12 protein-coding genes, 1 pseudogene and 1 riboswitch are annotated in these 12,596 nt (G+C 40.1%); of the genes and pseudogenes, 7 read left to right on the top strand and 6 right to left on the bottom strand.

Annotated elements, in window-relative coordinates; translation table 11 throughout:
- Positions 1 to 91: 91 nt before the first annotated feature.
- Positions 92 to 940 carry a bifunctional hydroxymethylpyrimidine kinase/phosphomethylpyrimidine kinase gene (thiD, locus tag ACFSY7_RS04010; RefSeq protein WP_380146945.1) on the top strand — a complete coding sequence of 283 codons (849 nt, stop codon included), beginning with the start codon at positions 92 to 94 and terminating at the stop codon, positions 938 to 940.
- A 101-nt stretch (positions 941 to 1,041) separates the two neighbouring features.
- Positions 1,042 to 1,182 carry a hypothetical protein gene (locus tag ACFSY7_RS04005; RefSeq protein WP_380146944.1) on the top strand — a complete coding sequence of 47 codons (141 nt, stop codon included), beginning with the start codon at positions 1,042 to 1,044 and terminating at the stop codon, positions 1,180 to 1,182.
- Between the two features lie 262 nt (positions 1,183 to 1,444).
- Here the strand turns inward: ACFSY7_RS04005 and ACFSY7_RS04000 are convergent, their stop codons facing one another.
- On the bottom strand, positions 1,445 to 2,863 hold the full coding sequence (locus ACFSY7_RS04000) for a hypothetical protein (RefSeq protein WP_380146943.1): 1,419 nt from the start codon (positions 2,861 to 2,863) through the stop codon (positions 1,445 to 1,447).
- A 114-nt stretch (positions 2,864 to 2,977) separates the two neighbouring features.
- Between ACFSY7_RS04000 and ACFSY7_RS03995 the strand changes: the two genes are divergently transcribed.
- The 3 genes and pseudogenes from ACFSY7_RS03995 to ACFSY7_RS03985 all read left to right on the top strand — a co-directional run.
- Entirely contained in the window at positions 2,978 to 3,331 is a 354-nt protein-coding gene (locus ACFSY7_RS03995; RefSeq protein WP_126990971.1) for a YojF family protein, read from the top strand.
- 14 nt (positions 3,332 to 3,345) lie between these two features.
- Positions 3,346 to 4,041: a bacillithiol biosynthesis deacetylase BshB2 gene (gene bshB2, locus ACFSY7_RS03990; RefSeq protein ID WP_126990972.1), complete on the top strand. Its 696-nt coding sequence runs from the start codon at positions 3,346 to 3,348 to the stop codon at positions 4,039 to 4,041.
- 166 nt (positions 4,042 to 4,207) lie between these two features.
- A pseudogene (locus ACFSY7_RS03985) lies at positions 4,208 to 4,492 on the top strand (IS3 family transposase); the annotation flags it as partial.
- A 163-nt stretch (positions 4,493 to 4,655) separates the two neighbouring features.
- On the opposite strand, the gene ACFSY7_RS03980 reads toward ACFSY7_RS03985, so the two are convergent.
- Entirely contained in the window at positions 4,656 to 4,958 is a 303-nt protein-coding gene (locus tag ACFSY7_RS03980; RefSeq protein ID WP_020189036.1) for a hypothetical protein, read from the bottom strand.
- A gap of 2 nt (positions 4,959 to 4,960) precedes the next feature.
- Positions 4,961 to 7,171 carry an ATP-dependent helicase gene (locus tag ACFSY7_RS03975; protein WP_380146941.1) on the bottom strand — a complete coding sequence of 737 codons (2,211 nt, stop codon included), beginning with the start codon at positions 7,169 to 7,171 and terminating at the stop codon, positions 4,961 to 4,963.
- A 216-nt stretch (positions 7,172 to 7,387) separates the two neighbouring features.
- On the opposite strand from ACFSY7_RS03975, the gene ilvA reads away from it, so the two are divergent.
- The gene (gene ilvA, locus ACFSY7_RS03970) at positions 7,388 to 8,647 is read left to right on the top strand and encodes a threonine ammonia-lyase IlvA (RefSeq protein WP_380146940.1); all 1,260 of its coding nucleotides are present in this window, start codon (positions 7,388 to 7,390) and stop codon (positions 8,645 to 8,647) included.
- Positions 8,648 to 8,862: 215 nt separating this feature from the next.
- Here the strand turns inward: ilvA and ACFSY7_RS03965 are convergent, their stop codons facing one another.
- Genes ACFSY7_RS03965 through ACFSY7_RS03955 form a run of 3 tightly spaced genes read right to left on the bottom strand, consistent with a single transcriptional unit; the run spans position 8,863 to position 11,691 of the window.
- Positions 8,863 to 9,660, bottom strand: coding sequence for an ABC transporter ATP-binding protein (locus ACFSY7_RS03965; RefSeq protein ID WP_020189033.1), 798 nt, complete (start codon positions 9,658 to 9,660; stop codon positions 8,863 to 8,865).
- A complete protein-coding gene (locus ACFSY7_RS03960; protein ID WP_020189032.1) occupies positions 9,653 to 10,684 on the bottom strand; it encodes an ABC transporter permease in 1,032 nt (343 codons plus the stop codon). The genes ACFSY7_RS03965 and ACFSY7_RS03960 overlap by 8 nt, the downstream gene beginning before the upstream one ends.
- A gap of 17 nt (positions 10,685 to 10,701) precedes the next feature.
- Positions 10,702 to 11,691 (bottom strand): ABC transporter substrate-binding protein, encoded by a 990-nt coding sequence (locus tag ACFSY7_RS03955; RefSeq protein WP_020189031.1) that lies wholly within the window; start codon positions 11,689 to 11,691, stop codon positions 10,702 to 10,704.
- Positions 11,692 to 11,907: 216 nt separating this feature from the next.
- Positions 11,908 to 11,952: riboswitch (PreQ1 riboswitch) on the top strand.
- Between the two features lie 8 nt (positions 11,953 to 11,960).
- Between ACFSY7_RS03955 and ACFSY7_RS03950 the strand changes: the two genes are divergently transcribed.
- Positions 11,961 to 12,470 carry a QueT transporter family protein gene (locus ACFSY7_RS03950; protein ID WP_380146939.1) on the top strand — a complete coding sequence of 170 codons (510 nt, stop codon included), beginning with the start codon at positions 11,961 to 11,963 and terminating at the stop codon, positions 12,468 to 12,470.
- Positions 12,471 to 12,596 lie beyond the last annotated feature (126 nt).

The raw sequence follows: 12,596 nt of genomic DNA, 5'->3' as shown, positions 1-12,596 counted from the left end.
TTTTTGACCATTTTCAAATAATCAGTTTCAGCGCATAATGGACAGTACTTAGTATTTACTGAAAAATATGATAATGAAGGAGTTTTCCATTATGGCATTACCAAAAACCTTAACAATTGCAGGCTCAGACGCTTCAGGTGGCGCTGGTCTTGAGGCAGATTTAAAAGCATTCCAAGAGCATAACACATACGGCATGGCTGCAGTATCGGTTATCGCTACAATGGACCCTGATAATAACTGGGCACACGGTGTCTATACATTACCAATCGACGTCCTTGAAGCACAACTAAAAACAGCGTTTTCAACGACGATTGACGCTGTAAAAACAGGCATGTTATCAACTGAAGAAGTAATTATAACAGCCGGTAAAGCAATAGCAGAAGCTGGTGTCAAAAACGTCGTTATTGACCCTGTGATGGTTTGTAAGGGTGAGGATGAAGTGCTGAATCCTGGAAATGTGACAGCAATGGTACAATATTTATTACCACATGCGCTTGTCACAACACCAAACCTTTTTGAAGCCGGTCAACTTGCAGGTGTTAAAACACCAAAGACCATTGCTGAAATGCAAATTGCCGCTGAAAAAATCACACAATTAGGTGCGAAAAATGTTGTTATTAAAGGTAGCCGTGGTATTGCGCATGACCAAGCTTTCGACTTATTCTATGATGGTGAAAAGCATTATTTATTAGAAACAGCAAAAATCGATACAACGTATAATCACGGTGCTGGCTGTACATTCGCAGCCTCTGTCACTGCAAACTTAGCGCTTGGCCTATCTGTCAAAGAGGCTGTTTTTGAAGCGAAGGAATTTGTCGCAGCAGGTATTGAGCATGGCTGGAAATTAAATGAATTCGTCGGCCCCGTTCATCACGGTGCTAAATCACGCTTTGGTGCGCCAAAAGTGACGCTAACAGAATTAGAACCAATCACTTATTAAGCTATCCAAAAAGAAGGAATCGCCAACGCGTAAGGACCTAAAAATCTGAGGCAACATAAAAAGACACTTTCAAGGAGAAAAATCTTTGGAGGTGTTTTTTGATGGACAAAAAACAGACGTATTCATATGAAATAAAAGTTAAAGGCACATCATATGAGTATCAGCAAGTGGTCAAAGAAAACGGCGTTATCATGAGCATGTCCTGCAAAGGCACGCTCGCTGATAACGCCGTTTTATCTTAAAGTGCTTTTGACAACAAATGACGTTGTCGTTCAAGAATAGCTCAGCTACGAAAATAATAAACGACTTTTGGTAATTCTAACGCAGTTGACTACCTAAAAAGATGATGAATCAAGAATTTGACGGCGACTCCTAAAGGGCTCAGATCCCGCGAGGAGGCTTCTGCCATGCCTCAGGAAAGCGTCCGTCAAATTCAGCTGAAAAATATTGTCTTTTTCTTTGTCTCATTTCCGTGGGTCAGTTCTTGGCGCGATTCCTTCTTTTTTATTCATAACGTCGCCGTTTCCTTTTGCGTAATTGGAGACGTATCTTGCTAAAGCCTGATGTTGCAATAACCGCAATCGATAAGCCAATACCAAAAATGGCTGTGATAAAAGAAATCCATTCAAAAAACGTATAGCTTTTTAAATACGACAATTTGTACGGCTCTTTCCATTCGTCGATAATCAGGTTCATGCCATAAATACCTGAGAGGACCGTAAAAATCGTTAGCATAAATAATAGACTATTTTGTCGACGTGTCGATGTACTCTCTTGATTACGATATAAACTCTCAAGTGTTTCCTTCGCCTCGGTATATTGTTGCTCGATTTTAAACACTTCTTGCAGTTTATTCGCTAGCTCAATACCTGTCGAACGACTGCTCACTTCCTGGAAATAATACGACGCCGAAAACTGATCAATTTGCTCCATCAGCTGCTCTGTATAATCCTGGTCATGCAATACGCTTACTTCACTATATAAATACGATAATTTTAATAATGTGAGCTTGTAAAAATAATGCAAAATCAACTGATAATATTCCGTGCCCATAAAGCGAGACTGAGCGATTGCCTGCATTTTTTTAGGAATATGAGGCAGCACAATCGACATATACACATGCTCGGTTATAAGCTTTTCTATTTTAGGTGAAAACCGCTTATTCATTCGTTTATCTAAATAATTTTCCATATACTCATCATTCTCAGCCGAAATATAAGGGTTGCCATGCTCATCAAGCCCATCAAGTTGACTCAAACGATAGAGTTCCGCTGTCGACAAGGCTTCCTCTGGCTCAATATAACCAGCTAAAAGCATTCGTTCGTCTTCAAAAAAAGGTAGGCTACCAAAATAGCCTCCACGTACTGCATCATGATTAATAAAGTCATGCATAAACGCACATAAATCATTTAGCATATATTCACTAACACTTTTAAAAACCTGGTCATTACGACGAACCTGAATGCCTGTCTCATCTGGCATCTTTGGCTCTAAAATACGAATATGATGCATGAAATCCACTACTTCATCAAAAGTGTAGTCTCCTTTTAGCTCAATACGAAAAGAGATAAAACCTACTTGAAATGGGCATGCGATAATATCGACACTCAGGACGTTAAATTGATACGCTTTTTGATGAATGTGCAATGTAGCAAATTGTTCTACTTTTTTTGAATAGCGCAGAAAAGCCTGTGATTTTTCTTTTTTCGGAAAAATACGTCGTTCAATATACGGCAAAAAATACTGGTCCATTTCTTCGTGAAGCACACAAATGTCCCCGTAAAACGCCTTTTGAAGCTGTAAATTATCTAACGTAAAAAACGTGTATCCCTGCTCTTTTAGCGCATCGTACAATTTATATTTAGATCTCTCATGATATGAAAATGGCATCATACAAGTAACATAAGTTGTTGAAATCCCCATAACCTCACCTCCCATTTACTGTTTTTAACACTTTTCCCGAGCTTACAAATCGCCAAACTGCGACAACTTCACTATAATTAGAAATAGATTTGAAACGTCGGAAGGAGATTTACAATGGAAACAGTTGAGATTACAAAGCTACAAGAGCTAATTAACTCTTTCGCAAACGAAGATGTATATATTCACTTAGAAACAACAAACGGTGCTTACGCAAGCCACTTTGATGAAAAAGTATTTAATGCGGGTTGCTTCATCCGTAATGTTGTCGTGCAATACGAATTAGGAAAGGTAACACCTGAGGCACCTCACCGCGTTGGCTTAAAGCTAGCAAATGGTGGTTGGATTTATGCTCAAGGGATTACACATTTTGAGTTAGATGACCAAGGCCGCCTATTGATGGCTGGCCATGATTATGAGGGCAAATTAGCAGTGGCGCTTGAAATTAGTAAAACGCCTTTCGCTTATTAAGGGAGGATTTTTTCATGTTAGAACAACAAGAAAGCCAAATTTTAGTCGTATTCCCACACCCAGATGACGAAGCATTCGGTGTCTCTGGTACGCTTGCGCAATATGCTAATGCGGGTGTGCCGATTACATACGCTTGCTTAACATTAGGTGAAATGGGTCGTAATTTAGGAAACCCACCGTTTGCAACACGCGAAAGTTTACCAGAAATCCGCAAAAAAGAATTACAAGCCTCTTGTGATTCAATCGGGATTCAAGACCTTCGTATGATGGGCTTACGTGATAAAACAGTTGAGTTTGAAGATGATGAAAAAATGGTTCAAATGATGACAAAATTAATCGATGAATTACAACCATCATTAGTCATTACATTCTATCCAAACTATGCCGTACACCCTGACCACGAAGCAACATGTAAAGCGGTTGTACGTGCCATTCGTCGTATGCCTGTTAATGAACGACCTCGCCTCTATGGTGTCGCGTTCGCTAATGATACAGTAGAAGGCCTTGGCGAACCAGACATCGTTAATGATATTCGCGATGTCTATGAACATAAATTAGGTTCAATGAAAGCACATGCCTCTCAAACTGGCTGGATGCTACAAGAGGAAGAAAAACGCCGAGAAGAAGGCGATACAGCGGAAAGTAATTGGTTTACTGACGAGTCGATGTATTCGTATAAATGGGACCAAGATTTCGAAGAATCGTTTTAATATCGGTTTATAAAAAAAGAAGGAATCGCCAACGCGAACTGACCTAAAAATCTGAGACAATATAAAAAGAAACAGACACTTTCAAAGAGAAAAATCTTTGGAAGTGTTTTTTGATGGGCAAAAAACAAACGTATTCATATGAAATAAAAGTTAAAGGCACATCATATATGAATACCAGCAAGCGGTCAAAGAAAAAGGCATTATCATGAGCATGTCCCGTAAAGGCACGCCCGCTGATAACGCCATCATTGAAACGTTTCACGCCAGTCTAAAGTGCGAAACGTTTTATCTTGAAGGGCTTTTGAGAACGACAAATGACGTTGTCGTTCAAACTGTTCAAGCATACATCAACTACGATAATCATACGCAAATTTTAGCAAAGTTAAACCACCTTTCTCCAGTTCAGTACCGAAAAAAGGTGGCAAAACAAGAATTTGACGGCGACTCCTAGGGGAGCCCCTAGCATGAGTGGAAGACCCCGCAGTGAGCTTGCGAGCGAGGCGGCTTCCGCCATGCCCCAGGAAAGCGTCCGTCAAATTTAGCTGAAAGAACGTGTCTTTTTCTTTGTCTCACTTTCGTGGATCAGTTCCAACGTGATTCCTTCTTTTTTTATTCTACCATTCTCGTACGACACGATTTAAACGGAACCACTGGCGCATAATTTTTGAATGCGTCAGTAATTTCTTACGCCAATTATTTTCCTGTGCGGAAATAATCGCTTGTAAAAAATGTGTCATCTGGCCTTCACCTAATTCTGTCGGTGAAATTAATACCTGCATTTGATAATCAATATAGCCTTGCTTGGCAGCGAAGGCGATTAATTGTTGCATTTCCTTCGTCAATGCAACACGGTCATCTTTTTCATAAAATTTTAACACACGCTCAAACGTTTGCTGTGCTTTTTGTTGTACATCCATTGCTAAACCTCTCCAACACGACGAAGCATTCCTTTTTGCAAACAAAAATCAATCATAAATTGCTTCGTACCATAATGCTCAAAAACTAGTTCAATCTCATTGCCATTAATTCGTTTAATATAGCCTTTACTATATAAATGATGTTCAATTTCCATGCCACGATGCAAGTCACTACGTTCTGTAATTGCATCCTCTGGAATGTCACGTGCCACTTTTTTTTGCTGATAGGATTTATTTGTCACTACTGCCTTACGTTCAATTGCTGGCTCCTTAAAATCAAAGTCTTTTACCTTCTCACCTTGTAAGATAGCTTTCACATCATCTAAGAAGACAGAGGGTGCCGTTTTTTCTTCATTATTTTGCTCATAGGTTAATAGCTCTAATCTCGTTTTGGCACGCGTCATACCGACATAAAACAAGCGCACAGCCTCTTCCATCTTCGCTTCTTTACCGTCTTTGTATTCCTTAATATCATCTGGCGCTGGAATAATGCCATCCACAAGGTCTATCATATATACCCGGTCAAACTCTAACCCTTTGGCACTATGGAACGTCGACAATGTCACCACCCCAGGGCGCTTCTCGTTTGATTGTCGCATAATTTCCTCAAGACGTGTCAGACGCTTCGCGAATGCCGTTAAATCCGGTAATCCCTCCGCAATATACTCGAGCTGCGTGACGATACCAAGTAAACGGTCCTCATTTAATTTCAAATGCTCTGCCGTACGCTGCAAGCTCTTCTCATAACCTAAGTCATGACGAATCATTTGAATGGCGTCCTTTGGTGGCAAATCTTTTAATGTACGAATTTTCTTTTTCGCCTTGCGAAGTGCCTGCTCCTGATAAGGCGCATGCACATTTGTCGCAAGCTGATCGAAAACAGACGTCGTACGGTCATTTTTATTTAGCAACTGTGTGATTTGCGCTTTTTTAATATAGGCATTCATTTTCGGGTAAATGCGCTCTAAAATATCCGCTCGCTTATCATTAAATGTCAGACGCATAAAGTTTAAAATATCTTCAATAATGAAATGACGGAAAAACTTCACATCGACTTCCTTCATATAAAATGGAATTTGATGCTTTTCAAGCGCATCTACAAGTCGGATAGCAGATGTATTATTACGATACAATACCGCAATTTCCCCCGCATCTTGTGTACGTTCAATTTCCTCTACTACATAATTGAGCTGTAACGTATAACGGCGCATATTATGAATGATTGGTGGCCGCCCATGCCCATTTTCAGTAAACATTTTCTTATCATAGCGCTTTTTATTGCGCTTAATAAAATGGTCTGCCACATCGGTAATTTCCTTTGTCGAGCGATAATTTTGTGCCATCGTCAGTACGACTGCATCTGGATAGACTTTTGGAAACTCGAGTAACTTTTCTACATCTGAGCCTCGCCAAGAAAAAATCGATTGGTCATCATCTGCTACAATACACAAATTATTATGTGGTGCCGCTAAAATACGGACAATTTCATGCTGAATAACAGAATTATCCTGGCCCTCATCGGTTAAAACATATTCAAACTGCTGCTGATAATGTGTGCGAATTGCTTCGTCATCGCGTAAAATCTCATAGCAATATGTTAGCATATCATCAAAATCTAAGAGCACATTGACCCCATCACGGCGCTTGAATTCCTCATAGCGAGTTAAAATTTCTGCCGCATCCGTTAGACTACAAGGAGCTTCCTTTAAACGCTCACCTTCTAGCATACGGTTTTTCACATAGCTAATATACGTCAACAGCTCATCCATCTCATCTTCTGTTGGCTGCGTTTTTCGCTTTTCTGTAAAGAGATTACGTAAAATGATTTTTTTATTCCACTGCATATCCTTCGTACCTTCAATTAAACGGAACTGACGACCGGTTTTATAAAAATATTGCCGCACAATTTGATAAGCCAAGCTATGAATCGTTGAGAAATGAATACGTTCATGCGTCAATGTGCCAAAAAAGCGTTCAAAGCGCTCACTCATATCACGTGCCGCCGCTTTACTAAACGTCATTGCTAAAATGCGCTGTGGTGCGATTTTTTTCTCAAGTAATAAATAGCCAATTTTCATATTTAATGTCGTCGTTTTCCCAGAACCAGGTGATGCGAGTAACAACAATGGCCCGTCCGCACATTGTACGGCCTTACGTTGTACATCATTTAGATCCACACCCGTCACACGCTCCATCGTCTTAAAAAAATCCATGTATTACTTCCTCCGTTCAAAAATCATCTATCCTCTATTATACACATTTCTGCTTTTGACAAGGCAGTAGGTGCTTTCAAAAAACGTGGCCACCTCACTACAACGCTTTTCTTCTGCATAATGAACGAAATATTTTGAATTGACTAAAAATTGCGTACTTTATTAGGAATAGTATGTTAAAATGAACAAATATAATTTTACCTAGGAGGCAATACTATGGAAGCAACTGAAAAACGCGTTCAAGTTGAGAATGTGTTAATCGCACATCAATTATTAAAAGATGTCGTCAAACACACCCCGCTTGAGAAGGATGATTTCTTATCAAAAAAATACGATTGTACCGTCTATTTAAAACGTGAGGACTTACAACATGTACGTTCATTTAAATTACGTGGTGCATTCTATAAAATTAAAACAATTGAGGAGACTGCCCGTGAAAGTGGCGTCGTATGTGCATCAGCAGGAAATCATGCACAAGGCGTTGCTTTCGCGTGTGCCCATCTAGGCATTCACGCGCATATCTTTATGCCAACGACTACGCCGAATCAAAAAATCGAGCAAGTACGCATGTTTGGACGCGACTATGTTGAAATTATTTTAGCAGGTGATACATTTGATGCCTCTTCTAAAGCGGCACAGGAATTTTGCGAAGCCGAAAATCATATCTTCATTCACCCATTTGATGACTTAGATGTTATTGCGGGTCAGGGCACCGTTGCCGTAGAAATTATGAATGATATTGAGGAGCCAATCGACTACATTTTCGGTAGTATTGGCGGTGGCGGACTGATTTCTGGTGTCTCAACATATATTAAAAATTTGTCTCCTAAATCTCAAATTATTGGCGTCGAACCTGCAGGAGCTGCCAGCATGAAAGCAGCACTTGCTGAGCATCATCCAGTCGAGCTACCAAAAATTGATAAGTTCGTCGATGGCGCTGCTGTACAATGTGCCGGTGAACTTACATCAAAAATTTGTGAGCAATTGGTCGATGACATCGTTGTCGTGCCAGAAGGTAAAGTGTGTACGTCTATTTTAGAGCTTTATAATAAGCAAGCCATCGTCGCTGAACCAGCGGGCGCATTATCCGTGTCTGCACTTGATTACTACAAGGATCAAATCAAAGGCAAAGCCGTTGTTTGTATTATCAGCGGCGGTAACAATGATATTGGTCGTATGCAGGAAATCAAAGAGAAGTCATTGATTCATGAAGGGCTACTTTATTACTTCATCGTCAGCTTCCCACAACGTGCCGGCGCACTTCGCCAGTTCCTAACAGAGGTGCTTGGTCCAAATGATGATATTACAACATTTGAATATACGAAGAAAAACAATAAAGAAAGCGGCCCTGCATTAGTCGGCATCGAGTTAAAACATCCTGGCGACTACAATGCGCTGCTCGCACGCTTTAAATCAAATGGCTTTGATTATATGGAAGTTAATAATGACAGCACTTTATTTACATTACTCGTTTAATTCAGTCCATAAATAAACACAGAGGCTTTGACATACGTGTAAAAACAGCCGCTCCTAGGAGTATAAGAAAAACCGGAATCGTGCCATAGCGCGGTTCCGGTTTTTCATTGCGCACGCGAAAAAAAAAGGAAAATGACGTGTTTTGTCCCAGTCTCTTTTGTTATACAAAAAAACACTTTCAAAGATTTGTACATCTTTGAAAGTGTCTGCATTTTTCACGTCGATAATAAGGCGCGGTCCGATACCATTTTTTCACCACGAATACGCTGGAACTCATTCATTAAATCTTCAATTGTTAAGTTCTTTTTATCCTCAGGTGATACTTCTAAAATGATTTGACCCTTATCCATCATAATTAGGCGATTGCCTAAATCAATCGCTTGCTGCATATCATGCGTAATCATTAGCGTCGTTAATTGATCCTTTTCAACAAGCTCTTTTGTTAGGCCAGTAATCAACGCGGCGCGTGACGGATCAAGCGCGGCTGTATGCTCATCTAGCAGTAAAATATCTGGCTTTGTAAAGGTCGCCATTAAAAGCGATAATGCCTGACGTTCCCCGCCTGATAGCATCCCAACCTTAGCATTTAGACGATTTTCTAAGTTTAAGTGAAGTGACTCAAGTGCCGTTAAGAAAATTTCCTTACGTGCCTTGGATACACCACTACGCAGGCCACGTGGTTTATTACGCGAATAGGCTAGCGCCAAATTTTCTTGAATCGTCATCGTCGGTGCAGTACCCGCCATTGGATCCTGGAATACGCGACCAATGTATTTTGAGCGCTTATATTCAGGGAGCGCTGTGACGTCCTTATGATTAATTGTAATCGAGCCCACATCTGGTGTGAGTGCGCCTGAAATCATATTCATCATCGTTGACTTACCCGCACCGTTACTCCCAATAATCGTCACAAAATCGCCCGCTTCAAGCGTTAAATTAATATGATTAAGCGCGATTTTTTCATCGGGAGTGCCCTCGTTAAAAATTTTATGAATATGTTGTAAATTAAGCAAGTGGCTTCTCCCCTTCCGGCATCGTAGCGACTTGTCTCATCAGCTCAGCTCGACGTTTTGCACGACGTTTTTTCTCTTTATATTTACCCATTGCATATGGAATAACAAGTGCGATAATAACGACGATTGCTGTAATTAACTTTAAATCACCTGTATCTAGGAATTCCACTTGTAATGCAAGTGAAATGACGACGCGGTAAATAATCGCCCCGAAAATAACCGCAAGTGTTGCACGGACAATCGTTTTCTTACCGAAGATAGCTTCTCCGATAATCACCGATGCAAGGCCGATAACAATCATCCCAATCCCCATACCGGCATCCGCAAATTTATTTAGCTGTGCGATTAATGCACCTGATAATGCCACTAATGCATTCGATAATCCTAATGCAAAAATTTTCACACTATCTGTATTCGCTGAAAAGCTACGAATCATTTTCACATTGTCGCCTGTAGCGCGTAATGCTAAGCCGAACTCTGTTTTTAAGAACCAGTCTAAAATAAATTTAAGAATAAAGACGACGATAAACATCACAATCACGATACCCCATGTACGAGGTAAGCTCGTTAAGCCTGTTGCGGCTAAAAGATTGTTAAGTGTGTCATCAATGCCTAATTTTGACCAAAAATTATGTAGCATCGTGAATACGGTATCTGAATTCGATAATGGAATATTTGGTCGTCCTACAGCATTTTCTGTCGTTAAGCCCATAATTCGAAGATTAATCGAATACAGTGCAATCATCATTAAAATCCCGGCTAAAAGCTCATTAATATGTGCTTTCGTGTGTAAAATCCCTGTGATGCTACCAGCGACAAAGCCCGCTAGTAGTGCACATAATGTTGCAAGTAATGGATTATAACCAAATGTAATCATCGTCGCGGCTGTTGCAGCGCCCGTTACAAAGCTACCGTCTACTGTTAAGTCTGGAAAATCTAAAACCCGGAATGTAAGGTACACGCCAAGTGCCATAATTGCGTAGATAATCCCCTGTTCAACAGATCCAAAGAGTGCTGTAAACATACTGAATCATCTCCTATTTATTCAACTACCTCTGCATCCCAGTCTTTATCGATGTCGATGCCTAATTTATCTGCAGTTTCTTTATTAATTTCGAATTTTAAATTTGCTGGGTATGCTGCTGGAATATCGGCAGGTTTTTTACCGTCCTCTAAAATCTCAGCCGCCATTTCGCCCGCTTCTTTACCAATATCATAATAGCTGAAGCCGTAAGCACCTAAACCACCACGTGCTACAGAATCAAGCTCACCAACCATAACTGGTTTTTTCTTTGCTTCTGCTACGTCTAATACAGACTCTAATGCTGAAACTACTGTATTATCTGTGATAATGTAGAATGCATCTACTTTATCAACTAATGATTCCGTTGCTTGTTTTACTTCTGCTGAAGTAGAAGCTGATGCCTCAACGATTGTGACACCATTCTCTTTTGCTGCTTCTTTCGCACGATCTACTTGCACACGTGAATTTTGCTCACCTGAGTTAAAGACCATGCCAATTTTTTTCGCCTCTAATTCCTCCGCTAAAAACTTCACTGTATTTGGAATCGCATCTGGATGTGTATCTACTGTACCGGTTACATTGCCGCCTGGTTTTTCCATTGAATCGATTAGTTCCGCACCTACCGCATCTGTTACAGATGTAAATAAGGTTGGAATATCTGACGTTGCTGCCGCCACAGCTTGTGCAGATGGAGTTGCATTTGTGAAAATAACATCTGGTGCTGCTGCGACTAAGTTATTTGCCGCTGTCGTATTAATACTCGCATCACCCTGTGCATTTTCCTCCTGATATTTCACGTCAAGACCCGCTTCATCAAGCGCTGCTTTAAAACCTTTTGTTGCTTCATTTAACGAAGGGTGCTCCACATATTGTAAAATGCCAACATTATATGTTTTGTCACCTGACTCTGCTTTTGAACTGTCATCTGCTGCTTTATCCCCGCCACATGCAGCTAGTGCTAACGCTGCTGTCGCTGTTAATGCTAGTAAGCTAAAACGTTTCTTCATCCCTATTTCCCCCATGTTCTATGTAGTCTTATTTGCTATTATTGCAACTGAAAATTAAATCGTCAATAAAATTATGAATATTTAGATAATTTTATACGTTAAACAGTTACGCTTTAAAGTATTAAAGCATAAAAATTTAGTTTTAACAACACTTTTATGGCATGAACATTTTACGTCTTTTTTGACTTTCTTTATAAAAATCGCTAAAATATACTTCTGACCGTGGTTCGAGACCATCCCACGTAAAAAAACTAAGGAGCGAAAAAAATATGCAAAATACAATACAACGATCGTCTTCTAAAGTACGATCTATCGCAATCAGTGGCATCATCGCAGCACTCTATGTTGCCGTTGCCATGCTCGTTGCACCTTTTGGTTTTACGCAGATTCAATTCCGTGTTGCTGAAATGTTCAATCATTTAATTGCGTTCAATAAAAAATATATCGTTCCTATCGTGTTAGGTGTTTTCATAACGAATTTATTTTCACCACTTGGTTGGTATGATTTAGTATTCGGCGTTGGTCAAACAGTGATTTCACTTGTTGCCGTTATTTTAATCAGTCGCTATATTAAGGGTGAAACAGCGCGTATGATCGCGACGATGCTTGTCTTTACATTCACGATGTCGATTATTGCGTTTGAGCTACATTTAGCCTTTCAACTTCCCTTCCTGCTAACATGGTTTACATGTGCAGTTGGCGAATTTGTTGTGCTACTTGCTGGTATTCCAATTATGAAAGCCCTCAACAAACGCTTGAACTTTAAGGAATTGATTTAAAAAAAGAAGGCACTCCCCACACTGAACTGCACCCCAATTGTTAGACACAATCTAACAATTGGAGGTGTGGTTTTTTTATGACGAAATTTACGAGCGCATTAAAATTAGCGATTGTACAGGGATTTA

Source organism: Kurthia populi (assembly GCF_042686175.1).
GTDB classification, from domain to species: Bacteria; Bacillota; Bacilli; order Bacillales_A; family Planococcaceae; genus Kurthia; species Kurthia populi.
This window is presented reverse-complemented; position numbering and strand designations above follow the sequence as displayed.

Bases quoted from the DNA above. Each gene is read 5' to 3' on its own strand.
- thiD (WP_380146945.1), top strand. From the start codon at position 92: ATGGCATTACCAAAAACCTTAACAATTGCAGGCTCAGACGCTTCAGGT.
- ACFSY7_RS04005 (WP_380146944.1), top strand. From the start codon at position 1,042: ATGGACAAAAAACAGACGTATTCATATGAAATAAAAGTTAAAGGCACA.
- ACFSY7_RS04000 (WP_380146943.1), bottom strand. From the start codon at position 2,863: ATGGGGATTTCAACAACTTATGTTACTTGTATGATGCCATTTTCATAT.
- ACFSY7_RS03995 (WP_126990971.1), top strand. From the start codon at position 2,978: ATGGAAACAGTTGAGATTACAAAGCTACAAGAGCTAATTAACTCTTTC.
- bshB2 (WP_126990972.1), top strand. From the start codon at position 3,346: ATGTTAGAACAACAAGAAAGCCAAATTTTAGTCGTATTCCCACACCCA.
- ACFSY7_RS03980 (WP_020189036.1), bottom strand. From the start codon at position 4,958: ATGGATGTACAACAAAAAGCACAGCAAACGTTTGAGCGTGTGTTAAAA.
- ACFSY7_RS03975 (WP_380146941.1), bottom strand. From the start codon at position 7,171: ATGGATTTTTTTAAGACGATGGAGCGTGTGACGGGTGTGGATCTAAAT.
- ilvA (WP_380146940.1), top strand. From the start codon at position 7,388: ATGGAAGCAACTGAAAAACGCGTTCAAGTTGAGAATGTGTTAATCGCA.
- ACFSY7_RS03960 (WP_020189032.1), bottom strand. From the start codon at position 10,684: ATGTTTACAGCACTCTTTGGATCTGTTGAACAGGGGATTATCTACGCA.
- ACFSY7_RS03955 (WP_020189031.1), bottom strand. From the start codon at position 11,691: ATGAAGAAACGTTTTAGCTTACTAGCATTAACAGCGACAGCAGCGTTA.
- ACFSY7_RS03950 (WP_380146939.1), top strand. From the start codon at position 11,961: ATGCAAAATACAATACAACGATCGTCTTCTAAAGTACGATCTATCGCA.